This window comes from Halomonas sp. SpR8 (assembly GCF_031010195.1).
In the GTDB taxonomy this organism is placed as follows: domain Bacteria; phylum Pseudomonadota; class Gammaproteobacteria; order Pseudomonadales; family Halomonadaceae; genus Vreelandella.
The window spans coordinates 66,321-88,923 of record NZ_JAUAMC010000005.1 but is presented as its reverse complement, the minus strand read 5'-3'; the positions used below and the strand labels follow the sequence as shown (position 1 = coordinate 88,923).

The window sequence follows — 22,603 nt, the reverse complement described above, 5'->3', positions numbered from 1 at the left end:
GCACCAATCGGTAAGGCCTAAGCGGGATCAATGCTCATCAGCAGCCGCTTACCTTCGCCATCCAACGCGGGGCTTCTATGCACTAATCCTCGCTCTTCGCAGCCCACCCAGCCGCTCCCTTTGAGTAAGGCTATATCGCCCGGCGCAAGGCGCTGAATAGCGCTGGAGTCGGTTGCGATGTCGGGGCGGTCGGGGTGTGGAGCGCCCAGTCCCGCACGGTTAATGGCGTACTCTGGCAGCCATTCGCTGCCTGGGCCGACATAGGTGGTTACCATGCGCACCGGAAGGTTATCGCAGTGAAAACGCGGGCACATGGCGCTAGTGAGTAGGCGCACGCGAATCCCGACGGTCTGGGTGTCAAACAGAAAGGCGATCGCTTCGGCAATCGTCGCCATATCCTCAACCAGCGGGGTTGCCGCATCCGGGGCGGGCAGGCGGCGGCGCAGGTCGGCGACGAAAGTTTCATCCGGATGGCCAAGCCAGCTATATTGCCAGGCGCGATTCGTTTGGCACTGCGCCTGGGCACTGAAGGCAATATCGGCGGGCAGTGGGCGCTGGAAGATCGCGATATTAATAGCGTCTTCAAAGATGCGCGGCAGCACGCTGATGTCATTATCACCGGCGGCATGGTCTGGCAACGGCCACTGGGGGGCAGGTGGCGAAGACATAAGTGAAGACATAAGCGAAGACATAAATGACTCCATAAGCGTTGTTGAGATAGCCGTCATTGAATGCGCTGACGCAAGAAGCGCCAGCTTTGTGTCGTGACCGTCGCCAGGGTAAACAGCACAGCGGCAAGCGTGACGATCGTTGGCCCGGTCGGCGTATCCATCACATACGCAGCTCTAAGCCCCGCCGTCACCGCCAACATAGCGACCCCAGCGGCCACCATCGCCATGATTTCTGGCGTGCGGCAAAACGGCCGCGCCGTGGCCGCTGGAATAATCAGCAAAGCGGCAATCAGCAGTACGCCCACCACTTTTAGCGCCACGGCGACGACCAGCGCTAGCGCCAGGGTGAGCACCAACTGTTCGCGGCGCGGGTGGAGGCCGCTGGCATGGGCAAGCTCGTCGCTTAGTGTCGCGGTCAATAAGGATGACCAGCGCCAAAAAAGCAGTATTAGCACCAGCAATACACCGCCGCCGATGATCCACAGGTCGCTTTTCCCAACGGCCAAAATATCGCCAAACAGATAAGCATTGAGATCAATACGTACCCCGGCAAGAAACGACACGGCCACCAGGCCAACCGCCAAGGCCGAGTGCGCCATGACCCCGAGCAGGGTATCCATGGCATAGCCGCGCCCGCTAAGTAGCGACACACAACCTGCCATCATCAGGGCGACTGTCAGCACCCCCAGGAAGATGGAGACGTTCAGTAACAGCGCTAAAGCGACGCCCAGAATGGCGGCATGCGCTGTCGCATCACCGAAGTAGGCCATACGCCGCCACACCACGAAACACCCCAATGGAGCAGCTGCCATCGCCACCAGCACTCCGGCGAACAGCGCACGCCACATAAAATCATCCAACATTGGCCGCCTCCTGATGATGGTGGCGGTAGAGCGCCAATGTCTGGGCGGTCTGGTCGCCAAACAGCGCCTGATAATCCGGTGATGAGGCAACGTGCTCGGGTTCACCCTCGCAACAAATAACCCGATTCAGGCACAGCACGTGATCGGCGGTGCGCATAACGACGTGGAGGTCATGACTGACCATCAACACAGCGCAGCCGTAGGTATGGCGCACGCTTTCGATATGCTGATAGAACGCAGCGGTACCGCGGTGGTCGAGCCCTTGGGTTGCCTCATCGAGAATCAGAATGTCGGGCTTTGCCAGCAGCGCCCGAGCCAACAGCACACGTTGAAACTGGCCGCCCGACAGTTCGCTCATGGCGGCATGAATCAGCGCCTCGGCACCGGCATCTTCCAGCGCCTTTTGTACATCGCGACGCGGATGGCGACGCGGCAAGTTGATAAAGCGTTTGACCGTCATGGGCAAGGTCGGATCCAAGTGCAGCCGCTGCGGCACATAGCCGATGTGCTGCTGGGGGGCGATGGTCACCTGCCCCGAGGTCGGCGTTACCGCACCGATCAGCGTTTTCACCAGCGTGGATTTCCCCGAGCCGTTGGGGCCAATCAGGGTCACAACCTGCTGTCGATATAAGTCGAGATTGATGTTCTCAAGAACCTGCTGTCCACCGAAGCGAACGCTCAGTTGGCGAACGCTCAGAATCGCATCGCTATCAGGAGGGTGAGCAAGCCGCATGGTTAACATTCACTCTTAGTGTATTTGTTATGTTATAACATATAAGATAAATGTAGGCGAGTCTTGGCTCACTATTGCGTTTAACAGTTACTTTTATCAGGAGAACCCCATGAACAACCGTTTAGCCCGTTTATCATGGCCGCTATTGGCGGCTTTCCCCCTTGTTGCCGCCGCAGATGTGCCGCGTGTTGCGGTGGATATTCCGCCCGTTTATTCGCTTGTTGCCAAGGTAATGGGGGAGCGCGGCGATCCTGAGCTGTTTATTCAGCCCGGCGCTTCACCCCATGGCTATTCGCTACGGCCATCTGAAGCGCAATCGCTCAATGATGCTGACCTGGTCATATGGGTAAGCGACGCGCTAACACCCTGGCTATCAGGGCCTATTGAGAACCTGGCGGGAGAGGCACACCATCTTGAGCTAATGGACGTGCCCGGAATCACGACACTGGAGTATCGTGAAGGCGCCACCTTTGCGCTAAACGATGCTGATGAACACGATCATGCCCACGGCAATGACGATCATAACCATGGGCATGACCACGGGCATGACCACGACCACGATGAGCATGATCACAGCGATCACGAGCACCACCATGAAGACAGTCATAAAGACAGCCATGACGAAAGTAGCCATGACCATCACGATCATCACGATCATCACGATCATCACGATCATCACGATCATCACGGCCATGACCACAGCCATACCGGCATGAATCCGCATGCTTGGTTGGATCCTGCCAATGCACGCCGTTGGCTGGATGCCATCGCCGAGCAGCTAGGTGAGATCGACCCTGATAATGCCGCGTACTATCGCGACAACGCCGCTGAGGGCAAAGAAGAGTTAACCAGTCTTCAGGAGCACATCCAAAATCGTTTGGCCAGCAGCGCCGACACACGCTTTATTGTTTTCCATGATGCTTACCAGTACTTCGAAGAGGCCTTTAACGTGCACGCGGCTGGCGCCATTTCCATTGGCGATGCCTCTTCACCTAGCCCTGCGCGTATCGAGAAGCTGCAAACGCTGGTGAATGATGAAGGTATCCAATGTGTGTTTAGTGAACCCCAGTTCAATCCGCAGATGGTCAATAATGTTTTCGGGGATACGTCGGCGTATATCGGTGTCATTGATCCCTTGGGCGTGGGTCTGACGCTGGATGCAGGTCTCTTTGATGCGCTGCTGGAGCAGTTGGCCGATGAGATTGCCCGTTGTACCGATGCTTGAATGGGTCTTGCTGGATGTGCCGCTGACAATATCAAGCCTTATCTCTGTTCGGTCAGCCGGGCGAACAGCGGCATAAGCAGCGCGAAGAGCTCCGCTTGGGAGGAGATGCAGCACTTGGCGTAGAGTTGGCGGCGGAAGACCTTAACTGTCTGAAGGCTGACACCCAGGTGTAGGCTGATCGATAGGGATGAGTGGCCTCTTAGAATAAACAGTGCCACCTCCGCCTGGCGCGGGCTCAGCCGTATGCTGTGTTGCTGATTCAGCGCCTCTCTCAAGCGCTCCTCTAAAGGGGCGGGTGCCGCTTTTCTCACAGCATCGGAGCGGTAATCTTGCCAGTGTTTTTTGAGCAGAGCGCTAAGGATCATCCCGTGCTGTCGCAACGCCAGGAGTTCTCGCTTGTTGAAAGGCTTGCCACTGGAATAGTCTCTGCCCAAACAGGCGGTTAGCGTCACTCCCTCGGTGATGCTGGCGAAAACCGCCACTTCGTCCAGTAGCGTGGTCTGCTGGTAGTAATTCTTATAGTAATGCGTGCGTCTAAAGTGATCGGGCGCCACGTCCATCAATCGGTGTATACCCTGCACACCGCCTCGAAGATGCTCGCGGTAAAACGGATCCAACAGATAAGCTCCCCCCAGATATTGGCTATCCATGGGTAGATAGACGACAGGGTCGGTGTACTCCCGATAGAGCACCGCTGGCCGTTGTTCACCGTGGTAAGCGATGATGATCAAGTTATCGAATGCCGCTAGGCATTTCACCAGCCTGGAGAAATGTTGAGGCAGCTCAGGGGTCGCTAACGCCATGATGGCGTTGGCTAGTTCCTCGTTATGTTCGTTATGTGTCACCCGTTCCACATCCACATGCTCATACCACGCTGGGGTTATATACGCTCAAGCAGGCTGCCAATAACGTTCTAAGGAGACCGGCTACCTTTTGTCGCAGTCTAGCTGCATTGCAACAACGCCAGCAACTGTAGGGGCTAGGTCGGTCTAGTGGTAGCAAGCGGGTCCAGTCTCGGCGCTTGGCCTGAAAAACCACCTCGTCGTTTTGTACCGACAGAGTAATTAATTGCCCGATGTCGGTTCCAACGTTTCCTGGAGATGGATCATGACGGATAACAATATCAAACTGGAAAGAACCCTATCACTCAAAGCGGTGGTGCTGTTTGGCCTCGCCTATATGACGCCATTGATCGTGCTGGGCACCTTCGGGGTCATTGCCAGCACGAGCAATGGCGCCGTACCTACCGCTTATCTCATCACCACCGCGGCCATGCTATTCACGGCTTACAGCTACGGCATTATGGCGCGCACCTATCCGGTATCCGGCTCTGCCTATACTTATGCCCGCAGGGCCATCGACTCCCGAGTCGGCTTTATGGTGGGGTGGAGCGTGCTGTTGGATTACTTCTTCCTGCCCATGGTGATCTGGCTGATCGGCGCTGCTTACTTGAACGCGCGCTTTCCTGACGTGCCGAGCTGGATATTCCTGCTCGGCTTCATTGGAATCACCGCCTTCCTGAATATTTACGGCATCAAGCTGGCGTCTAAAGTGAACTCGTTGCTGATGGTGTTTCAAATATTGGTGATCGCTTTCTTCGTACTGCTGTCGGTTCGTCATGTCTTTGCGACCGGCGGCAGCGACGCACTCTTTAGTCTGGGGCCGTTCTTGGGTGAAGAGGCTGGCTTTACCGCGATTGCCGCAGGCGCCGCGGTGGCCGCTTACTCGTTTCTAGGCTTCGACGCCGTCACTACACTGACCGAAGAAACCATCGATCCAAAGCGCAATATTCCCAAAGCTATTATGCTTACCGCGCTAATCGGTGGCGGTATTTATGTAGTGGTGGGTTACACAACCCAACTGGTGCATCCTGGCAGCAGTTTCGTAAATTCCGACTCCGCCGCCTTTGAGATAGCCACGACCATCGGTGCGGATCTCTTCGGGGCGATCTTTCTGGCTGGCATGGTACTCGCCCAGTTCACCTCTGGCCTAGCCGCTCAAGCCAGTGCCTCTCGACTGTTGTTTGCCATGGGGCGGGATGCGGTACTGCCGCCTAGGCTGTTCGGTGCGCTGCATTCACGCTTTCATACGCCGGTGTTCAACATCGTGCTCACGGGCGCTATCGGCGTTATCGCCTTGTTCCTCGATGTGTTATCTGCCGCCTCGTTTATCAATTTCGGTGCCTTTATCGCCTTCACGATGGTGAACCTGTCGGTGATCTTTCTGGTCAGCAAAGACGCCGATGCAAGGCGCCAGTATGGTGTGATTAGAGGGATGCTAGTGCCGCTCATCGGCGCCCTGGTTAACCTGTGGCTGATGAGCAAGCTGGACGTCAACGCCTTTATTCTGGGCTTGATCTGGCTTTCTATCGGTCTCGCTCAGCTGACCTACTTGACTCGCTTTTTCCGTCGTGAGCCGCCGGAAGTGGCCTTTGAAGACTCAGAGCCCGCATCCAGCTAGGCAAAAGCGACCTTTTAAACGGAGACCGACCATGTCCAGATATTTGCCCGTGCTAGTGGTGCAGGAAGCCTCGCGGCAGCATGGCACTGACACCGAACTGCAGGCCTTCGAGGCCGAACTGGCGGTGCACCTGAGCGACTTCGGCGCTGACTTTGAACAGCCGAGGATGGTGGTCTATCCCGAGATCCATTTGTGCGCTGCCTCGGGGACGCCCCAGCAGCGCAAGGAGCAACTGGAAGCCGCTGCTGAGCCCATTGATGGACCTCGCCACCAGCACTTGTCACGTGTCGCCCGTAACCTGGGGATATGGCTGCTGCCCGGCACGGTATGCGAACGGGGAGAGGATGGGCACCTGTACAACACCGCGCCGGTCTATTCGCCCATAGGTGAGCGCGTAGCCGCCTACCGTAAGTGCTTCCCCTGGCGACCTTTTGAGCCCTATCAACCGGGAGAACGCTTTGAAGTGTTCGAGGTGCCCGGCATAGGCCGGGTCGGCCTAGCCATCTGCTACGACATCTGGTTTCCCGAGATGGTGCGCCAACTGGCTTGGCTGGGGGCCGATGTGATCATTAATCAGGTGGCCACCACCACCTGCGACCGCGCTCAGGAGCAAATCCTGGTGCAGGCTAACGCTATCTTTAATCAGGTGTATATGGTCAGCGCCAATGCGGCCACGCCTTCGGGGGAAGGTCAGAGCCTAATCGTCGACCCCGAAGGCCGCATCCGCGCCAGTATGCCCGGCGCCACCCCGGGCATTCTCACCGATGTACTCAACCTGGATGAGGTCGAGCGAGTGCGCACCTTCGGCACTGCGGGCCTGAACCGTATGTGGTCTCAGTTCCGGGAGGATGACCCGATGCTGGAGTTACCGATGTACGAAGGGCGCATTGATCCACGGAAGTGGAGTGCAAAACGTTAAGCAACCGACCACCACTCTCTTCAACCCTGCGTTATTCCCATACCGTGCAACTATGCCATCACCTAGGTGATGGCTATTGCCTGCAAAAGTTGGTTGTTCAGATAGCTGAGCAGCTACCCCACCCAGCGGTAAAGGTGACTACTTCCCGCTGGGTGGGGTTATCCCCCCCGGTTTGTGCTCTCGCAAGGGCAGCGGATGGGCGCAATAGCGCGCTTACCGAGAGCCTTCTTACCTATAGCAGCTCCCGCTGACCTGACAAAGTCGGCGTTGAATGCCCAAACCTAAGATAATCAGTCGTCTTAAGCATCCTGTGCTAATCTGGATTTGGTAGGGTGAATCAGAAAAGCAGTACGACAGATAACCGCCCAGGGCGGAGGTGCCGGGAAATACAGCAGGCGCGCGAACTTTGGATGCGCAGCCTAATTAAAGTTATTAATAATTTATATCAATAACTTGGAGCGGTTTTTAAGGCTGCATTTGTCGGATGAACGTGTAGGCACGTTCATCCAATCATAAGATGAGTAGTCTAATACCTGTTATCCCTATGAACAGTATCGACCCGCAACCCCCAGTCAAAGTATTTTCAGCCGGATGCGCTTTGTTGCTTGTACTGTCCGCATTCTTTTTTTGGGTTTGGTACGAGCGTTACTTGAGCATCGATTTCAATGAGCTTGGACGGTACTACGATCCAGAAGCTCAACTCGTGTACACAGACGCCGGGTTCGTTTGGTGCTTGCCAGCCTTCGGCTTTTTACTGTGGGCTACACTTTTGGTTTTACTTCGCTTATGGAAGACGATGATGTCTTAGCAGAACTTGCCGCGAGAATTAGGGGGTAGGGGAATGCATAACCAAGCCAATCACGGCGACAGCTTTTTCGTTGCGGCTTCGCCTTCACTACAAAGCTGCGCGTGTTGGCCGGCGTTACACGGATTGTGGTCCTTAAAATTTTGGAGTTTGTGTTTTGAGATTACCGTACCCCACTTCACCACCCTGGCAAGCTTCGTCAGCCGCCATGCTGATGAAATTGAAGCGCTGTTCGAACAAGTTCTGCTGGTGTGCCACGAACAAGGCTTGTTGGGTAACGAGCTCGGCGTAGCCACGGTGGATAAAAAACACCAGATCGTAATTGATGGGCGAAGTCCAGGAACACCACACAGCGGGATAAGTCGCTTGTAAGAGCAAAATACCGCCTTCAACTAGCTTTAGCTGGGTGCTTAAGTGGCTGAATGCCGATATTAGGAGTACTCATCCAGATGACTGGCGGAGTAAATAAATTAGGACGACAGGCGGTGGTGATGACTCTAAATCGGAGTTTTCTACAGCCTCGTTAGAGACGAAAAGGAGATCTTCAATTTGATTGTCCGTGAAGCTAGGAAAGCCGATCTGAACGCCATCTGCCAACTTTCTAATGAGATTAATGAAGATCACTATTTACATATGCCACATGATTTCGTCAAGCCAGATGGAAGCAATCGTGATGAGCCATATTGGCTAGGTTTCATGAGCATGGATAATTCCGCGGTATTTGTGACAGAGGACAATGGTGTATTAACAGGCGCAGTGGCGGTATCGGTATCAACATCGGCGCCATACCCGTTTCTCACTTCTCGGCCCCGTGGGCACGTAGCCACAATAGTCGTGGCCGAAAGCTATCGTGGTAGGGGGCTAGGCCGAGAGCTTATGTCTGCTGCCGAGGCTTATGCAAAAGAGAAAGGTGCTGAGGATATCAAGCTAGAGGTAATGGCGTTCAACTCTGACGCTTTAGATTTTTATAGAGAACTGGGCTATGGGAACTTTTCGTTCCGACTTTCTAAGTCTTTGCCCTAAAAAGGCCAGTCACGGCGACGTCTGCTACATTGCGACTTCGCTCCATTTCGTACGCGTAAGCTGAGCGGCGTTACGTGTTTAGAAGCGCCAGCTTGCTACCCTTTGCATAAAGTCTGGTTTTCAAAATGTGCTCTCAGTAGCGGGCGGTAGTAACCATCAATTTAGAAGGAAGAACATCCATGTCATTAACGAAGCTACTCGTCCCAACCTATACGCAAATGCTCAGAGCGCTCGCAGGTTGGTTGAAAAAGGCAGAGGAACAAATGCCGAAAGCAGATGCGGAAGCGCTGTTATCCGCGCGTCTCGCGCCAGATATGTTTCCCCTATCGACTCAGATTCGGTTTGCCTGCGTGCAGGCTCAAGAGGCAATATTCCGACTTAAAGGAGAGGCTTTCCCAAAATCTATCGATGAGCTGCTCGAAGAAGGGCGAAATGCAGGCGAGCGACCCGGTTCGCTCGCGGATGCTCAAACTCGGATTGATGAAACTATCGTGTTACTAGATGGCCTCGCTCCTAACGCCCTGGATGCAAACTCGGACAAACCCGTTGTGCACGAACTTCCGAACGGTATGATTCTTGATCTGACCGCTGAGCAATATGCCCGTGATTGGGCACTAGCCCAATTTTACTTCCACCTCATGATCGCTTATTCAATATTGCGCAGCAAGAAGATCGAACTTGGAAAAGCTGACTACGTAGCCCACATGTTTCCATATATTCGTCCTGAAACAATACCTAAAGGTTAAAACTTGGTTATGACCCATAGTGCCCTTATTCAGTGCGATTTTTAATTGAGATGAACACATAACAAGCGCATGTTGTAGGGCTTGGAATTCCCCCTTTTACGCTCTACGGGAAGCGGTCTCGGCCTCAATCTGGGAATTGAAATCTATATACTTGTTATCTGCCTTAGAAATACCCGCGCATGGGAGATAAGACGCTATGAAAACGCGCCCCACGAATAAAGCAGGTCAAGTAAGAGAGCTCACAGGCCGGGACGTTAAACGGATGCAACCTATGGACAAAGTGTTGCCCGAAAACCTACAGCGAGCTATAAGCGAATGTGATCGTTAGAAAGGGAATAATATATTTATTTGACTATGTTATTACGTTATTAAGGTTGTTTATGGAAAGTCGGCATAAAGCCGACTCGAAAAAGCTATTCGTAACTTTTTACAGCTGCCAATAACGCCTCACTGTGGCTGAAAATATCAGTCAGCGTGACTAGGTCATGCTTAACTTGCTGATCATCTTGGCGAATTTCTAGTCGCTTAAGAGTTTTTGAATTGAAATGTAGGCGGCAAATAGGTTTCCGGTTGTTGTCATCCAGCAGAATTGCACAATAGGATTTGGCGTCTCGCATGTATACGCGTTCGGGAGCAACTGCGCTGGCTACGATGGCTCTGACCATGTTGTATCCATCAATTTCTTCTTGGGTTGTAACGATTTCGTCTTCAGACTTTAAAGTCACTTTGGTATCGTCTTGACCGGGTTGTGCGACGATGGCCAATGATTCTTCACCACTCGTCGTGGCTAAAGCCAATTTTAAGCGTTGTGAAACTTGTTCCTTAATGTGCTGGGCCATCGCGTCACGAATGATGGGGGTGAACTCATCTAGCACCTGTTGTGTCATTCGTCCATCAAAAAAGTCTTGGGCTATTAGCTTGATAAAATCTCGGGGTGGTTCCTTCATCAATTTACTGAAAGATGTCTTGGCGAGATTGGTGTATTTAAGGCGATTGGCAGTGCTGAGGATGGTGTCGACATTGAAGACAGGTTTTGCAAATTTTTTCAGTTCTTCAATATCTCTTTCATTGTAGTCGGTTAAACGGAAGGTGAAAAAAGGTCGAGTATCTAACTTGTTGGCATCATCGAGATCAGAGTAGAAGCGGTACTCAATACCGTTGGTAAGAATGGCGAACTTGGCTTCAGTACAATTAAAATAGCGGTATAGCTGGCTAAATTGAGCGTTAGCAAGATCGGTGGTGCGGGGCTTGCACTCGATTAGTATAGATAGAACGCCTTCATTTTTGATGGCGTAATCCACCTTCTCCCCTTTTTTCAAACCCACGTCAGCGGTAAATTCTGGAAGCACTTCAGTGGGGTTGAATACGTCATACCCCAAGCTTTGTATGAAGGGCATAACCATGGCGTTCTTTGTCGCCTCTTCATTAACTATATGATCGAGTTGTTCTTTTGCACGGCTGGCCAGAGCTGCAATTTTTTGTGTTATCTCCATGTTCCCTGCCTTTCTAGTTTAGTTCTCTATATTTTTCCGAATGCCCAATGTCCCAGCAGCAGACAATTATTAGTCGCATTCATTTTATAGTTAGGGTAAAGACTGGCTCCCTAAGTGGATCAGATGCGGTGACTCGGCAAACGAAAACGCTGTATTACATTAATCCTTTCATCGGGTAGAAAGATATAATCGCTGTCATTCTGCATTTCGCGGATAGGGGTAACGATGATTGTTAAGGCACCACCATCAGGACGGCTAAGTATTAAGAGGCACATCTTGTACTGAATATGGGAGAAAAACGTAAAAAGCTCAACTTAAATTGTGCAGTAGAGCTTTGGGCGCCTGTATGTCGTCAGGAGTTGCCTTGAATAGCACCACATATCAATGCTTTGAGCTAGCCTTAACAAGAAGATAAATGCAGTAGTTTGCCCCTCGGACTTAAAGCATGCATGAAGCTTTGCTTTAGCTCTAAAGAATATTTGTATAGGGCACAAAAAAAAGCACCCGTAGGTGCTTGATTTGTATAGTAAGGTGGTGGAGGCGGCGTCCCGTTTAAAGTATGTTTAACCTTATGTTTTTATTGTAAATAAATTTATACAGTTTTAAAAGTGCCCCCAATTATGCCCCCTATTTTATGTCGCTACTCACCTTAACCCGTGCTTTGAACTCGGGTAGAGATATGGGGGTAATTAAATTTGCAGCGGGCTATCCAACAAGTGCCGTTTATTAAACCCTGTTTGGCAATAAAGCGGCGGTGGTGCTTTGGGCTTTGAGGTGGACGGCTGCCCACAAGCCGCCGCGGCTTTAGTGCCCGGTCTGTTACCGCTTCGCTTCATGGGGCTTCGCCCCATCCCCCAGGTAGTGAAGTGCACCAGCAGCCTAATTGCCTGCATTAAATCGTGACAAAATCACAGCAACGCCAGCAGCGCACCGGGCATGGCCAAAGTGCGCCGCTTGGTTGCGTTGGGTTGTTGTATCGCGTGCCTATGGCCGGGGCGGTTTAGTGGCCACCTTAGCGGATGGCGGGCACCTTTTTGGCTTCGCTCCATCCTGACCAAAGGCCATCAAAAACAGCGCATTGGCTCATAAGTGGCTTATATCGGCTCAAAAGTAGCGAGGTGTTCACGGTATACCGGGCATGGTGCCAGCGGCGGCTTGATGGCGTGATAACAAAACAACAACCAATCCCGTAAATTTGCCGTGCATAGGCGAATTCCGGGACTGTTTGCCCCCGTAATGCCGGGGTGGGTGGGGGAGTACCTTTTTATTTTTTCGGCATGTAAGAGCGCCAGCGCTGGCCACAAAAAAGCCGCGAAGCTGGTTACCCTTCGCGGCTTAAGTAAGCGGCCTACTGGTTAGAATTCAAGCCGCTCAGGTGCATCCATCATGTAGAAAGTTGAAAGCCTTAGTTCAATGTGAGCGCTGTTGTAGCCAGTGCCCTCAGGGGCGTAGAAGCTCGCTTCATCGCGGGCGGCATTAATCGCGGCCACACGATCTTGCAGCCCTGCCACCTCGATAGCTTCCAGCAGTTCGCGCTCTGCTTTCGCTATGGCGGCTTTACCGACCTCATAGCCTACGCCACGTTGCAGGCTTTCCAGCTCGGTAAGCTCGGCTTGCAGGTCGTCACGGATTCTTTCTAGCCCCCGGCGTCCACTGGCTTGCTTCTCTGCCTGTTCGGCTGCTTTTTCGGCAGCCTTCCGGGCCTTCGCTAGTGTGGTGGTGGCTTGCCCCTTGGCGGTTTCGTCAACTTCGCCCATCAGCGCGCTAGCTTCTAGCCGATCCACCTCTTCAGCAGCGCGGCGGGCTTGATCTTCCAGGTCGGCAATTATGCTTTTGCTGTCTTTCATCGCCGTGATAGTGACGTTGATTTTGTCAATGTGCTGCTGGTGTGCATCCATTGCCTGAGTCACCGCCTCCAACGCCTGCGGTGTAGCCTCTGGCCGATCCTTAACGATAGCAGTTAATGCTTTTTCAGCCTGTGATTGTTCGTCGCTTAGCTCAACATGAGTGGCATGGGCTTCATCGTAGCGACCCCGTGCTTTTTGGAGATCACTAAGCGCTTTCTGTAATTCTAATCGGCTAGGATCATGCTTGTGTGTGGCGCTGCGTTCTAGCTTAGCAGTAAGGGCTCCCGTTACCTTTTGCACCTGTTCAGGCGTTGCAGGTTGGCTAATCTGCAAGCCATGCGGGCTCTCTCTATGGGTTAAAGACGTAAGGTGTAGTTCAGCCATTTCCATTTGATGCCGTGCTTCTGACGCTTTGACAGTGGCGGCACTTACCACTTTTTGAGCTTGTTGGTGCTGTTCAAGCCATGCTTTCCAGGTGTTTAGATTGTCGTTCATTGGGTTGCCTCGCTTTTGGGTTGTTTCATTTCAGATAACAGCAGTAGCCAGCCAGCGGCGTTAACGTCGCCAGCGCTGGCCATTTCATTGAGCATTCGCGCCAGCTCTGCGCGCCGCTGTTGAGTTGGGTAAATCTGGGAACCGCGTTTCTTCATTTTCGTACCACTTTTATTTGCCGTTAATCTGGCCTTATTGGGCCTTTTCTTTAGCGTTGGGCTATTACATGGCGTCACCTCCCGGCGGCGCTAAGCGCTGGCCGTGGCTGGTGAGTGGTGCCGCTTTGAGGTGTGCATTTCGCTGGGGGGCACCTGTACATGCTTTGCCTGAGTAAGCTGGGGACGGTGTACAGGTCGCACAGGTGATAGGCCGCATCGCTACGCGGATACTGCCCACCTGCGGTGGTACACGCTGGGTGGCCCAAAATTTCCCGGAATCCGGGACTGTCTGCCCCCGTGGCTCTGGGTGTTGAGCGCCAGAAGAACCTAGGTTTTTTATTGCGGGGAACTGGCGGACTATTCTTTTTGTCCATACAATAAAAGCTATGATCATCGACTATGACCCAAACAAAAGCGCCCGGAATGAACAGGAGCGCGGCCTTCCTTTCACGGCAGCAGAGCGCTTTGATTGGGATGGGGCTGTATTTTCGGAAGATACCCGCAATGACTACCCAGAACGGCGCTTCATTGGTTTGGGAAAGATAGGGGAAAGGGTGCACGTGGTGTGCTTTACACCTATCACAGATGGCATTCGGGTGATCAGTCTCAGGAAAGCCAACGCACGGGAGGTGCGGAGCTATGAAAACGCGACTCACGAATAAAGACGGCGAAGTAAGAGAGCTAACAGACGCGGACGTAAAACAAATGCGGCCCATGGCTGACGTGCTGCCCGCTGCCCTGCAACGAACAATTGGTAAGCGTGGGCGCCAGCAAGCCCCCACTAAGGTTAAAACGTCAATACGCCTTTCTCCCGAAGTAATAGAGCATTTCAAAGCAGAGGGCGAAGGCTGGCAGCGTCGTATTGACCAGGCGCTTAAAACCTATATCCGTGAGCATGAACACGGTTGACCACGTTAGCGCGCTCATTGATCAAGCTGCCGTTTTAGCCAACGATTAGCCGCTTGACGGCCTGCATTGCTCTTTACATGGGCGCGCTGTTCCTGCATGGCTGCCTGTTCCCAGGCGGCGCTATACCCTTCGGCTAGCCGCATTGCTTCACTGTGTTGTTGTGTGGCCAACCGTAGGCGAATAAAGCGACGATCCTCAGCCAGCAGGCCGCACCGTTTCTCTATCAGCGCCAGCCATGGCTCTATGCGAGTGGTCACGGTTGCACGGCGCTGGCGTTGCTTGGCTCGGATACCGGGCTGACCTTGTGACCGGGCAGCGCCAGCAGTGGCCTGCATATGAGCAATGCGGGCAAGTAAGGCGTCACCGTTCATGCAAATACTCCCGGTGGTATATCAGCGAGTGACAGCTCCCCATCCAACAGCCAATCAAGAACCAGTTCACGGCCTTCCTCAATAGATGCCTTGCGCCGTACTTCAAGGCGCTCGCGCTCTTCACGCATCACGCGCTGCATATCGTCCCGCTCGCGATAGCTCTCTCCCTGCTGGAGAAGCTCGGCCACCCTGGCCGGGTCGGCTACTGGAAATAACCGCCGGAATGTTTCGGTAGCGCTCCTTTCAAATAGAATTGATTTCTCCCATGGCCATAGCGGTCGCTTAGGCTTCAATTCGCCCATGTAACGAAAAGCGGTTAGTGGCCCTTTTGCCGCCAGTTCCCTTGCCTCTCTCTCGTATTTCATGGCTCTGCGCGTACAGTTAATGACACGAGTCCAAGGCGCTGCGGCTTCGCCTTCGCGCTGAAAATCAACCCCGGCAGTTTTACCCTTGCGCTCAAACGTCCAGCGGTAGTACCGGGTAAGGTATTCCGTTTCGCCTAACTGACTGCTAACCACTAAGCCCCAGGTGCCCGCCATCGGTTCCCCGTAACGGCCAAGCGTGTCGCTTGACCATTCCCCGGTCATTGGGTTGATGTTGGCCGCGTCAACGGTTTGACGTACCACCCGCCACGGGCGAATGGGTGCAGCGTCGCGGGGCTGCATAGGGCCACCCATCAAGTGCAGGTACTTATCCCAGGCGCCAGCATTGGCCGCTTGGCGTAATCCTTCTAGGATCGCGGCGGCTTCCGGTTCTGGCCGTGTGGCCGCTTCCCAATCGGCTAGGCGCTGTTCATCTTTGAGGCGGCGCAGTTCACGCCACACGGTGACGGAAGGAAGGCCGACAAACTGAAACTGGCGAATACCCCAGCAGGCTGCCCACGCTTCAATGCGCGGGGCGCTGGTTTCTAGTGGCTGGCCGTAGTGGTCTAGGTTATCGCCCGGTACACCTTGGCGGCTGTGCTGCTTACCGTTGATATTCTTCGCCACGTACTTAGCCACGTAACCCGCTGCACTACCTTTGCGGCGGTCGATCTTGACCGCTTTGAATCGGATGCTGGTGTTGTGTGCTACTTCCCCTGGTGAATCTTCTAGGGCATAGCGGCGTAAAATCCCGGTTACACGGCCTTCATTTTCTGGGCACATCCATATCAGTAGGTGCCAATGCGGGGTGCCATCGTGGTGAGGCTCAGCTACACGGATGCCATAGATACCCAAGCCTTCACGCTTTAGCTTGGCGCGGGCCTTGGCCCATTGGTTTTGCAAGTAAGCCTGTGCTTCACGCGGGTCAGCGCCAGCGTACTTATGGTTTAGGCTGGCGTTCTGGCGTACCGGGTGAAAGCGGCTAGGGGTGGTGATGGTATAGAACATGCCGCAATGCCCGGCCCGGTCGGCTTCGCGCTCAGTGTCGGCAATGCGCAGCATTAGCTCTGCCCGCCGAAACTCAGGGTTAGCCAGGCCAAGCTCTGTCAGTTCTGCCAGCGTGTACTGGTCGCCCTCTTGGTTGGTGGCGGTGATGGCTTCCAGCAGGCGAGCATTTCGGGTGGCTTGGTCAATGCGGCGGCGGTAGCCTTCATTGCTCACGTAGATACCCGCCCGCTTCTGGGTACGACCTAGCAGGCGTTGCCGCTGTTCACGGCGGCGGCTGGTTAAGCGGCGAAGCTGCCGACGCCACCACAGCGGGCAAGCGAGCCGCAACAGCTCCCCGGTACAGCTATACCCCGTGGGTGGGGTTAGATGATGACGGGTGGCACGGCGGCGGGCGCGTTGCAAAGCGTAAATAGGGTCGCTGAGCTGTGCGGTTTCCAGCTCAACGGTGCGGGCTTGGGCGGTGGCGTGGTCGATCAAGGCTTGGTCGTCGTTGCTGCACTTCCAAGGGCCACAATGCAGCAGCGAATCAGCAAAGGCTTGTCGATCAATAAAGGCGGCGTGGCTGGTCATATCACCCCCTTACCGCTTACCGGGCTTAGCTTCTCAGCGCCAGCAATGACCGTTGACGATTGCGTACGATCCACACGGCATAGGCGCGCCCCATACCGTGTGCTATTCTCAGGTTTAGCGTTTGCTGTGGAAGGCGGCGCGGAGAAGGCCCAGCCATTGCGCTGGGCTTTTTCATGGGTGTTAGTCAGCAATGTGGCCCCCTTCCAGCTCAGCGTCAGCGGCTTCGGGGTCTTCTTCCAAAAGCTCATAGGCTAAGGTGGTGGCACGTTCCCCCATGCAACGGAAGACGGTTGCCCAGGCTTGCGCCTGCTGTTCGGTGACTTCACCGCTTAGATAGGCAACATCACCCATCACGGTTGCTAGCATGGTATTGGCTTCGGCAATATCACGCAGCTCGGCTAGGTGCTTTATGGTTTGGTTGTTTAGGCGGTTCATGCGGCCGCCGCCTTAGGAAGTAACGCTTCCAGTTCGCGGGCAATGGCTTGAAGCTGCTCAAGGCTGTCGGGCTCAGCGCGTCGGCATGGTGGCACTCGCACGCAATAGGTCTTTGGCAATGCGCCCGGAGAGCGAAGGTCAGCGCGGCGTAATACGTGAACGTTCAGCTCAAGTAGCATTCCGCTGAAATCGACGCTTACCCAGCATGGCGGTTCTGATCCATCCGCATGGCGTAAAGCGTTGGCAGCCATGCCGATAGTCATTATGTGCAACAAGGCGTCGCGGCATTCTTGAGGGATTTGGTTTTGGTTCATGCCGCACCGCCTACGCTGCGCTTGGCAGTCTCTAGGGCGCGGGCTTCTAGCTGTTGGGCTTTTTCAATGTGGTGGTTGTAACGCTTAAGGCGGGTGCGCGTGCTGGAATCGGCAAATAAAGCGGCCTTGGCCATCTGGCGATGCGCTGCTGCACGGCTGGATAAACTGCGGGTAATCAGGTTGGATAGGCGGATTGATGCCGTCATTGGTGGATCTCCTATTTGATCGGAGTCCGCCAGATCACTTGCACATGATGGGTGGCGGACTGTACGCAGGTGTGCAAGACCGGACAAATAGGAATCCGGCAGGCCGAAGCCTCCCACGCACAGTCCACCATAATTGACGGGCATAAAAAAAACGCCGTCATGGTGGGCGCTGTTGCGCCTATTTGAATTCGAGCTTGCACACCCGGCTGACGATTTTGCGCCAGCCCTTGGAGCATAGCGGGGAGTGGTGGCAGCGGTCAACATTTATGCGGCCCCCTCTTGGCGGCTAGCTTCAATGCGTTGCTCGATCCAGGCTTCAACTTCATTCTCTACCCAGGCCACGGAGCGTGGGCTAAGTCGCACAGGCTTGGGGAAGTCGCCTCGCTCAACGCCTCGGTAAATGGTGCTAGTGCTTAGGGAAGTCTTTTCTTTAACTGCGGGGAGTTTGATTAGATTAGCCATGTCGGTGTAGCTCTTGATTGCTTTGGACATGGCTAGGATGGCTAGCTATTTGGAGAGGCTGTAGCAGGTAAAAAACAAGTTGCTTGCTTTAGATCTTCCTAATTTTTTATATCAAGCTTTTCTCTAAGCTTGATGAGCATTACCTTTCGTTCTTTTGTTGACTCCCAAATTATCTCGTCGAGCTGATCACGCACGGCGTCCACTACTGATTGTCCGCTATCAATATTGTATTTTTCTGCTATTGGCTGACAGGTTTCGCGGTCAAGCGGATATGCAGCTTTTCCATGTTTTTCCCGCAACTGGATATATTCATTCACTGCTCGCTGGCGTTGATCTGCGCTGTATCTAGGCCTTTTACCCGGTCGCCTCAGGATTTGCTCGCCGCCGTATTCACCTAGGTACTTGTCCTGCTGATTAAGGTAGCGAGTGGCCATCTCGGCGAGTATCGCCATTTCTTCAGGCTGTACCAATTGAAAAATGGGACGGATTGCCTGTGATGCCTTGTAAGGCGTGTTGCTGATTGCTTCTAAGGCAAATATAAGCCTGCCTTTTTGTTCACCAAGTTGATCTATACGAATCCAGCGTGATGCTTTTGAAAGGCCTCTTTCCTCGCACGCCTGAATCCATGCACTACCAAGGTCACGGTCAGCGCGTTGAGTTAGATATAGGTAAAGCGTATCCCTGGCCACAGCTCTTATATTACTGTCACCATCTTCAGGTGAAATACCAAGCAGACTACACGTTTCGGGTAAGCCGTAAGCACCATCGTTGGCTTTAATGTACTTCTCTAAGCGCCCAACCAAGCTATCCAGATCGTCTTGTATGCCTTTTAGCTCATCATCCATGATTGGCTACTCCCTTATAGATCGGCACCACATTGCTTGCGCCATCGCGTAGGGCGTCGAGGTAGTCGGCCCAGCTTTGCAGCATTTCCCGGCGCTGTTCCAGGTGAGTGGTGCGGTTATAGGCGCGACCGTTGCTGTCTTTCACCTTGTGGGCTAGCTGCTGTTCTATGTACTGCTCTGGGTAGCCAAGGCGCTCAGCCAATATCGTGCGTGCCATGGCCCGGAAACCGTGGGCGGTCATTTCCCCTTGGAAGCCCATGCGGTCAAGCGCGGCTTTGATCGTGGCGTTACTCATGGGGCGTTTGCTGCTACGGGCACCGGGGAAAACGTATTCACTGCGTCCGGTTAACCGCTGAATTTCTTCAAGGATCGCCACCGCTTGCCGGGGGAGGGGCACCACCAACGGATCAGCGTTTTTGCTTGGCTGGAAAGCCCATTCACCGCGCTCTAAATCGAAGTCTGCCCATTTAGCCTGGCGTAGCTCCCCAGGGCGAACGAATACCAGCGGGGAAAGCTTGAGCGCGGCAATGGTAACTGGGGTGCCGCTATAGCCTTCGATAGCTCGCAGAAGTGGGGGCAGCTCAGCCGGGTCGGTGATCGCTGCATGGTGGTTTGTCTTAGGGGTGCGTAACGCGCCTCTAAGGTCTGGCGTTAAGTCGCGTTCGGCGCGGCCCGTGGATATGGCATAGCGGAACACTTGCCCACACAGCGTTTTTACCCGGTGGGCGGTTTCTAGGTGGCCGCGCTTCTCAATTTTGCGCAGGCATTCCAGCAGTTCAGGCGGTGTTATATCGGTAATAGGCCGATGGCCCAGCGCTGGGAAGGCGTCACGGGTCAGGCGGGATTTATTGCGTGCGTAGTGATCGGGCACCACTTCATGGCGATGGATATGCTCAAGCCATTCGGTGGCCACGGCCTTAAAGGTGTTTCCCGCCGATGTTTTGCCAAGCTCTTTGGTCACTCGCTTGGTGGTGCTGGGGTCTAGCCCTTGCGCCAGTAGCTTGCGGGCTTGGTCACGGGCTTCTCTGGCATTGGAAAGGCTCACTTCTGGATATACGCCAATCGCTAAGCGTTTTTCCTTACCGTGGAAACGGTACTTCATGCGCCAGTAGGTGCCCCCAGTGGGGGTAACTTCCAAGTACATGCCCCCACCATCGGTCAGGCGGTAGGTTTTTTCTTTGGGCTTGGCGCTGCGCACGGCGGTAGCCGACAGCTTATTGCTAACGTGGGCCATTTGGGGGCACCTCATCGGTGAAGGCTCTTAGTGCCCCCAGATATGCCCCCTTTGATGGGGGCATGTCAAGATATTAGGTGAATACTCCTGACAACAAAAAAGCGCCCGGAGGCGCTTGATTGCTGGCTTCATGAGAAGTTCTGACAACTCCTGAAACCTTAAGGTGGTGGAGGCGGCGGGAATTGAACCCGCGTCCGCCAGCACGCGCCTATTGGCTCTACATGCTTAGATTCCGTCATTTAGTTTAGCGCGACTGACTCCGACGGTCAGGATTCAGCTACGCGAGCCTTCTAAAGTTTAACGCTTGGCGAGAAGACACCACCAAACGCGGTCCTATCAGCTTTAGCTCGTATCCCCTCAGTGATGAATAGGCACATCACCTTGGGGCCAGACAAGAAGCTAACAGTGTTTAAGCTGCTAGCGCGCCTTGAGCGTAGTTTTCGTCATTTGCGACTATTTTTCGTGATGTGGGATTTACGAGATACATCACGCTCTCGGCATGCACCGCAAGGGTTGTCACCAGCGTCGAAACCATGTCGCCCCCTTATTACAGGTGAGCATTCTAACGTGCTCACAGCTGATTGACCAGTTAAGCCTTGGTATGTTCCCGCATGATTCGACCTTTTTGACGGTTCCAATCGCGGTCTTTTTCTGTGGCGCGCTTGTCATGCAGCTGTTTGCCGGTCACTAGCGCTAGCTCGCATTTCACTTTATTGCGTTTCCAATAAAGTTTGAGCGGCACACAGGTGTGGCCTTTGTCTTGTGTGACCGAAAAGATTTTGGCGATCTCTTTACGATGCAGCAGCAGTTTACGGGTGCGCGTTGGGTCTGCGATCTCATGAGTACTTGCCGTGTTAAGCGGCATAATATGACTGCCCAGCAAAAACGCCTCGCCGTTACGCACCAAAATATAGGTGTCAGTGAGCTGAGCTTTGCCCGCGCGCATGCTCTTCACTTCCCAGCCAGCGAGCGATAGCCCTGCCTCGAAGGTCTCGTCGATATGGTACTCAAAACGTGCCTTCTTGTTTTGGGCAATAACGCTGCTACCGGGGCCCTTACTGTTACCTTTCTTAGTGGCCATGGAACCTCATAATTAATCTGTCAGTGGCTTCCCCTTCGTTATTGGGGGAGGCGTGATACCATTTAGGGTCTGAAAAATATTTCCCATGATACGCTTTGGGCACTGTGAAGTCAGCGGAGAGGTCAATGCCAACCGTCAATCGTTCCGCCTTGGTGCGGCACACCCCCCAGAAAATGTTCGATCTGGTCAACGACTTCGAACGCTATCCGGAGTTCTTGCCAGGTTGCCGTCAGGCGCGTTTGCTCGAGCATGATGAGGTGCATCTCATCGGTGAAATGACCCTCGGGCGTGCCGGTGTCGAGCAAACCATTACGACGCGTAACGATCTTTTCGCGCCTGAACGTATTGAGCTCTCGCTGGTAAAAGGCCCCTTCAAGCGACTGAAAGGCCGTTGGCTGTTTATCCCTATGGGCGAGGGCGCCTGCAAAGTCAGTTTGGAGATGGAGTTTGAGTTCGCCAACCGGTTGCTGAGTATGGCATTCGGCAAAATTTTCCAGCAAATCGCCGGACAGCTGGTTGATGCCTTCACCAAGCGCGCAAACGAGCTGTATGGGCGCTGAAACGCTGACCATTGAGGTAGTCTTTGCGTTGCCGTTTAAACAGCGCATAGTGGCTCTGAAGGTACCTGAGGGCACTACCGCGCGCCAAGCCGTTGCCTTGGCTGATTTACCCACGCTGTTTCCCGATGTGCCTGGCGATACGTTTGCTGAGGCACCGTTGGGTATCTTCGGTAAGGCGCTACGCGACCCCGATACCCAGCCGTTACGCGATGGGGATCGGGTCGAAGTTTACCGGCCGTTGGCTATTGACCCCAAAGTCGCCCGCTTAGAGCGCGCTAAGCGCCAGGCGGGCGACTCGGGGCGCTAGCCATTAAGGCTATTGAACGGCTTGTGTGTTGGTGAGCGGCTGTGTCTGGGTGCTCTCGGCAGGCAGTGCATCCATGGGATCAACCCCTTCTGTTGCGGGGCCCATGCTGCTCTCACCTTCAAGCGGTAGCGGTTTGGATAAGTCACCCTCTTGGTCAATATTCACCAGACGCCCTTGCGGATCAAAGGTGAGGGTAACGCGACGCTGCTCCACATCGCCATACGCTTTGTCTAAACGGAACACATAGTCCCACTGGCTGGCGTCAAAGGGCGCTTCCAGCAGCGGCCTGCCCATGACATAGGTAACCTGCTCTTGGGTCATCCCCGGCTGAAGCTGGCTGACCATCTCTTGCGTCACCAGGTTACCTTGGGGGATATCGCGCTTGTAAACACCGACGTAGCTGCAGCCGCTAACGACGGTAAGGGCGACGGAGAGTGTGATGATTCGAGTCAATTTTTGCATTTGGGCCTATTCTTCACTATCGTGGTTTCGGTTGATCATACC

General features: G+C 54.0%; 27 protein-coding genes and 1 other RNA gene. 10 read left to right on the top strand and 18 right to left on the bottom strand.

What is annotated here, in order from left to right:
* Positions 1-17 precede the first annotated feature (17 nt).
* The 3 genes from QT230_RS11420 to QT230_RS11410 are packed head-to-tail and all read right to left on the bottom strand — an operon-like array spanning position 18 to position 2,267.
* Entirely contained in the window at positions 18-692 is a 675-nt protein-coding gene (locus tag QT230_RS11420) for a DUF1826 domain-containing protein (RefSeq protein ID WP_308321908.1), read from the bottom strand.
* Between the two features lie 32 nt (positions 693-724).
* Positions 725-1,534: a metal ABC transporter permease gene (locus tag QT230_RS11415; RefSeq protein ID WP_308321906.1), complete on the bottom strand. Its 810-nt coding sequence runs from the start codon at positions 1,532-1,534 to the stop codon at positions 725-727.
* Positions 1,524-2,267, bottom strand: coding sequence for a metal ABC transporter ATP-binding protein (locus QT230_RS11410; protein WP_308321905.1), 744 nt, complete (start codon positions 2,265-2,267; stop codon positions 1,524-1,526). The genes QT230_RS11415 and QT230_RS11410 overlap by 11 nt, the downstream gene beginning before the upstream one ends.
* A gap of 109 nt (positions 2,268-2,376) precedes the next feature.
* Here QT230_RS11410 and QT230_RS11405 point away from each other — a divergent pair, with 109 nt between their 5' ends.
* The gene (locus tag QT230_RS11405; RefSeq protein ID WP_308321903.1) at positions 2,377-3,492 is read left to right on the top strand and encodes a metal ABC transporter solute-binding protein, Zn/Mn family; all 1,116 of its coding nucleotides are present in this window, start codon (positions 2,377-2,379) and stop codon (positions 3,490-3,492) included.
* A 38-nt stretch (positions 3,493-3,530) separates the two neighbouring features.
* Here QT230_RS11405 and QT230_RS11400 read toward each other — a convergent pair whose 3' ends face one another.
* Complete coding sequence (locus QT230_RS11400; protein ID WP_308321902.1) at positions 3,531-4,346, bottom strand: LuxR C-terminal-related transcriptional regulator; 816 nt, start codon at positions 4,344-4,346, stop codon at positions 3,531-3,533.
* Positions 4,347-4,599: 253 nt separating this feature from the next.
* On the opposite strand from QT230_RS11400, the gene QT230_RS11395 reads away from it, so the two are divergent.
* The 5 genes from QT230_RS11395 (at position 4,600) to QT230_RS11375 (ending at position 9,445) form a co-directional block, all read left to right on the top strand.
* On the top strand, positions 4,600-5,952 hold the full coding sequence (locus tag QT230_RS11395; RefSeq protein WP_308321901.1) for an APC family permease: 1,353 nt from the start codon (positions 4,600-4,602) through the stop codon (positions 5,950-5,952).
* Positions 5,953-5,983: 31 nt separating this feature from the next.
* Positions 5,984-6,871, top strand: a complete 888-nt coding sequence (locus tag QT230_RS11390; RefSeq protein ID WP_308321900.1) for a carbon-nitrogen hydrolase family protein — start codon at positions 5,984-5,986, stop codon at positions 6,869-6,871.
* Between the two features lie 841 nt (positions 6,872-7,712).
* Positions 7,713-8,048 carry a hypothetical protein gene (locus tag QT230_RS11385; protein WP_308321899.1) on the top strand — a complete coding sequence of 112 codons (336 nt, stop codon included), beginning with the start codon at positions 7,713-7,715 and terminating at the stop codon, positions 8,046-8,048.
* 177 nt (positions 8,049-8,225) lie between these two features.
* Entirely contained in the window at positions 8,226-8,699 is a 474-nt protein-coding gene (locus QT230_RS11380; RefSeq protein ID WP_308321898.1) for a GNAT family N-acetyltransferase, read from the top strand.
* Between the two features lie 179 nt (positions 8,700-8,878).
* Positions 8,879-9,445 (top strand): DUF1993 domain-containing protein, encoded by a 567-nt coding sequence (locus tag QT230_RS11375; protein WP_308321897.1) that lies wholly within the window; start codon positions 8,879-8,881, stop codon positions 9,443-9,445.
* Positions 9,446-9,858: 413 nt separating this feature from the next.
* Here QT230_RS11375 and QT230_RS11370 read toward each other — a convergent pair whose 3' ends face one another.
* The 3 genes from QT230_RS11370 to QT230_RS11360 all read right to left on the bottom strand — a co-directional run bounded on the left by QT230_RS11370 (position 9,859) and on the right by QT230_RS11360 (position 13,435).
* A complete protein-coding gene (locus tag QT230_RS11370) occupies positions 9,859-10,938 on the bottom strand; it encodes a type I restriction endonuclease (RefSeq protein WP_308321896.1) in 1,080 nt (359 codons plus the stop codon).
* Positions 10,939-12,293: 1,355 nt separating this feature from the next.
* On the bottom strand, positions 12,294-13,280 hold the full coding sequence (locus QT230_RS11365) for a hypothetical protein (RefSeq protein WP_308321895.1): 987 nt from the start codon (positions 13,278-13,280) through the stop codon (positions 12,294-12,296).
* Positions 13,277-13,435, bottom strand: a complete 159-nt coding sequence (locus QT230_RS11360; RefSeq protein ID WP_233973670.1) for a hypothetical protein — start codon at positions 13,433-13,435, stop codon at positions 13,277-13,279. Before QT230_RS11360 ends, QT230_RS11365 begins: the two co-directional genes overlap by 4 nt.
* A gap of 386 nt (positions 13,436-13,821) precedes the next feature.
* Here QT230_RS11360 and QT230_RS11355 point away from each other — a divergent pair, with 386 nt between their 5' ends.
* Both QT230_RS11355 and QT230_RS11350 read left to right on the top strand, forming a co-directional pair.
* On the top strand, positions 13,822-14,097 hold the full coding sequence (locus tag QT230_RS11355; RefSeq protein WP_308321894.1) for a BrnT family toxin: 276 nt from the start codon (positions 13,822-13,824) through the stop codon (positions 14,095-14,097).
* Positions 14,075-14,344, top strand: a complete 270-nt coding sequence (locus QT230_RS11350; protein WP_172419672.1) for a BrnA antitoxin family protein — start codon at positions 14,075-14,077, stop codon at positions 14,342-14,344. The genes QT230_RS11355 and QT230_RS11350 overlap by 23 nt, the downstream gene beginning before the upstream one ends.
* A 14-nt stretch (positions 14,345-14,358) precedes the next feature.
* On the opposite strand, the gene QT230_RS11345 is transcribed toward QT230_RS11350, so the two are convergent.
* The 10 genes from QT230_RS11345 to smpB all read right to left on the bottom strand — a co-directional run bounded on the left by QT230_RS11345 (position 14,359) and on the right by smpB (position 21,232).
* Positions 14,359-14,715: a hypothetical protein gene (locus QT230_RS11345; protein ID WP_308321893.1), complete on the bottom strand. Its 357-nt coding sequence runs from the start codon at positions 14,713-14,715 to the stop codon at positions 14,359-14,361.
* Entirely contained in the window at positions 14,712-16,655 is a 1,944-nt protein-coding gene (locus QT230_RS11340) for a replication endonuclease (protein WP_308321892.1), read from the bottom strand. The genes QT230_RS11345 and QT230_RS11340 overlap by 4 nt, the downstream gene beginning before the upstream one ends.
* Positions 16,656-16,835: 180 nt before the next feature.
* Positions 16,836-17,090 carry a hypothetical protein gene (locus QT230_RS11335; RefSeq protein WP_308321891.1) on the bottom strand — a complete coding sequence of 85 codons (255 nt, stop codon included), beginning with the start codon at positions 17,088-17,090 and terminating at the stop codon, positions 16,836-16,838.
* Complete coding sequence (locus QT230_RS11330) at positions 17,087-17,404, bottom strand: hypothetical protein (RefSeq protein ID WP_308321890.1); 318 nt, start codon at positions 17,402-17,404, stop codon at positions 17,087-17,089. Before QT230_RS11330 ends, QT230_RS11335 begins: the two co-directional genes overlap by 4 nt.
* Complete coding sequence (locus QT230_RS11325; protein WP_308321889.1) at positions 17,401-17,610, bottom strand: hypothetical protein; 210 nt, start codon at positions 17,608-17,610, stop codon at positions 17,401-17,403. The genes QT230_RS11330 and QT230_RS11325 overlap by 4 nt, the downstream gene beginning before the upstream one ends.
* A gap of 264 nt (positions 17,611-17,874) precedes the next feature.
* Positions 17,875-18,072, bottom strand: coding sequence for an AlpA family transcriptional regulator (locus QT230_RS11320; RefSeq protein WP_308321888.1), 198 nt, complete (start codon positions 18,070-18,072; stop codon positions 17,875-17,877).
* 98 nt (positions 18,073-18,170) lie between these two features.
* A complete protein-coding gene (locus QT230_RS11315) occupies positions 18,171-18,917 on the bottom strand; it encodes a hypothetical protein (RefSeq protein WP_308321887.1) in 747 nt (248 codons plus the stop codon).
* Entirely contained in the window at positions 18,910-20,151 is a 1,242-nt protein-coding gene (locus QT230_RS11310) for an integrase arm-type DNA-binding domain-containing protein (protein WP_308321886.1), read from the bottom strand. The genes QT230_RS11315 and QT230_RS11310 overlap by 8 nt, the downstream gene beginning before the upstream one ends.
* A 164-nt stretch (positions 20,152-20,315) precedes the next feature.
* Positions 20,316-20,695: a transfer-messenger RNA gene (ssrA, locus tag QT230_RS11305) on the bottom strand.
* Between the two features lie 45 nt (positions 20,696-20,740).
* Positions 20,741-21,232: an SsrA-binding protein SmpB gene (gene smpB / locus QT230_RS11300; RefSeq protein ID WP_308321885.1), complete on the bottom strand. Its 492-nt coding sequence runs from the start codon at positions 21,230-21,232 to the stop codon at positions 20,741-20,743.
* A 125-nt stretch (positions 21,233-21,357) separates the two neighbouring features.
* On the opposite strand from smpB, the gene QT230_RS11295 reads away from it, so the two are divergent.
* Both QT230_RS11295 and QT230_RS11290 read left to right on the top strand, forming a co-directional pair.
* A complete protein-coding gene (locus QT230_RS11295; RefSeq protein WP_308321883.1) occupies positions 21,358-21,792 on the top strand; it encodes a type II toxin-antitoxin system RatA family toxin in 435 nt (144 codons plus the stop codon).
* Positions 21,782-22,099 (top strand): RnfH family protein, encoded by a 318-nt coding sequence (locus QT230_RS11290; protein ID WP_308321881.1) that lies wholly within the window; start codon positions 21,782-21,784, stop codon positions 22,097-22,099. Before QT230_RS11295 ends, QT230_RS11290 begins: the two co-directional genes overlap by 11 nt.
* Before the next feature lie 9 nt (positions 22,100-22,108).
* Here QT230_RS11290 and bamE read toward each other — a convergent pair whose 3' ends face one another.
* Positions 22,109-22,561, bottom strand: coding sequence for an outer membrane protein assembly factor BamE (gene bamE / locus QT230_RS11285; protein ID WP_308321880.1), 453 nt, complete (start codon positions 22,559-22,561; stop codon positions 22,109-22,111).
* Positions 22,562-22,603: the final 42 nt, after the last annotated feature.

Excerpts from the sequence above, each read along its gene's own strand:
- QT230_RS11420 (WP_308321908.1), bottom strand. The coding sequence starts at position 692 with ATGTCTTCGCTTATGTCTTCACTTATGTCTTCGCCACCTGCCCCCCAG.
- QT230_RS11415 (WP_308321906.1), bottom strand. The coding sequence starts at position 1,534 with ATGTTGGATGATTTTATGTGGCGTGCGCTGTTCGCCGGAGTGCTGGTG.
- QT230_RS11410 (WP_308321905.1), bottom strand. The coding sequence starts at position 2,267 with ATGCGGCTTGCTCACCCTCCTGATAGCGATGCGATTCTGAGCGTTCGC.
- QT230_RS11405 (WP_308321903.1), top strand. The coding sequence starts at position 2,377 with ATGAACAACCGTTTAGCCCGTTTATCATGGCCGCTATTGGCGGCTTTC.
- QT230_RS11395 (WP_308321901.1), top strand. The coding sequence starts at position 4,600 with ATGACGGATAACAATATCAAACTGGAAAGAACCCTATCACTCAAAGCG.
- QT230_RS11390 (WP_308321900.1), top strand. The coding sequence starts at position 5,984 with ATGTCCAGATATTTGCCCGTGCTAGTGGTGCAGGAAGCCTCGCGGCAG.
- QT230_RS11385 (WP_308321899.1), top strand. The coding sequence starts at position 7,713 with ATGCATAACCAAGCCAATCACGGCGACAGCTTTTTCGTTGCGGCTTCG.
- QT230_RS11375 (WP_308321897.1), top strand. The coding sequence starts at position 8,879 with ATGTCATTAACGAAGCTACTCGTCCCAACCTATACGCAAATGCTCAGA.
- QT230_RS11370 (WP_308321896.1), bottom strand. The coding sequence starts at position 10,938 with ATGGAGATAACACAAAAAATTGCAGCTCTGGCCAGCCGTGCAAAAGAA.
- QT230_RS11365 (WP_308321895.1), bottom strand. The coding sequence starts at position 13,280 with ATGAACGACAATCTAAACACCTGGAAAGCATGGCTTGAACAGCACCAA.
- QT230_RS11360 (WP_233973670.1), bottom strand. The coding sequence starts at position 13,435 with ATGAAGAAACGCGGTTCCCAGATTTACCCAACTCAACAGCGGCGCGCA.
- QT230_RS11355 (WP_308321894.1), top strand. The coding sequence starts at position 13,822 with ATGATCATCGACTATGACCCAAACAAAAGCGCCCGGAATGAACAGGAG.
- QT230_RS11350 (WP_172419672.1), top strand. The coding sequence starts at position 14,075 with ATGAAAACGCGACTCACGAATAAAGACGGCGAAGTAAGAGAGCTAACA.
- QT230_RS11345 (WP_308321893.1), bottom strand. The coding sequence starts at position 14,715 with ATGAACGGTGACGCCTTACTTGCCCGCATTGCTCATATGCAGGCCACT.
- QT230_RS11340 (WP_308321892.1), bottom strand. The coding sequence starts at position 16,655 with ATGACCAGCCACGCCGCCTTTATTGATCGACAAGCCTTTGCTGATTCG.
- QT230_RS11335 (WP_308321891.1), bottom strand. The coding sequence starts at position 17,090 with ATGAACCGCCTAAACAACCAAACCATAAAGCACCTAGCCGAGCTGCGT.
- QT230_RS11330 (WP_308321890.1), bottom strand. The coding sequence starts at position 17,404 with ATGAACCAAAACCAAATCCCTCAAGAATGCCGCGACGCCTTGTTGCAC.
- QT230_RS11325 (WP_308321889.1), bottom strand. The coding sequence starts at position 17,610 with ATGACGGCATCAATCCGCCTATCCAACCTGATTACCCGCAGTTTATCC.
- QT230_RS11320 (WP_308321888.1), bottom strand. The coding sequence starts at position 18,072 with ATGGCTAATCTAATCAAACTCCCCGCAGTTAAAGAAAAGACTTCCCTA.
- QT230_RS11315 (WP_308321887.1), bottom strand. The coding sequence starts at position 18,917 with ATGGATGATGAGCTAAAAGGCATACAAGACGATCTGGATAGCTTGGTT.
- QT230_RS11310 (WP_308321886.1), bottom strand. The coding sequence starts at position 20,151 with ATGGCCCACGTTAGCAATAAGCTGTCGGCTACCGCCGTGCGCAGCGCC.
- smpB (WP_308321885.1), bottom strand. The coding sequence starts at position 21,232 with ATGGCCACTAAGAAAGGTAACAGTAAGGGCCCCGGTAGCAGCGTTATT.
- QT230_RS11295 (WP_308321883.1), top strand. The coding sequence starts at position 21,358 with ATGCCAACCGTCAATCGTTCCGCCTTGGTGCGGCACACCCCCCAGAAA.
- QT230_RS11290 (WP_308321881.1), top strand. The coding sequence starts at position 21,782 with ATGGGCGCTGAAACGCTGACCATTGAGGTAGTCTTTGCGTTGCCGTTT.
- bamE (WP_308321880.1), bottom strand. The coding sequence starts at position 22,561 with ATGCAAAAATTGACTCGAATCATCACACTCTCCGTCGCCCTTACCGTC.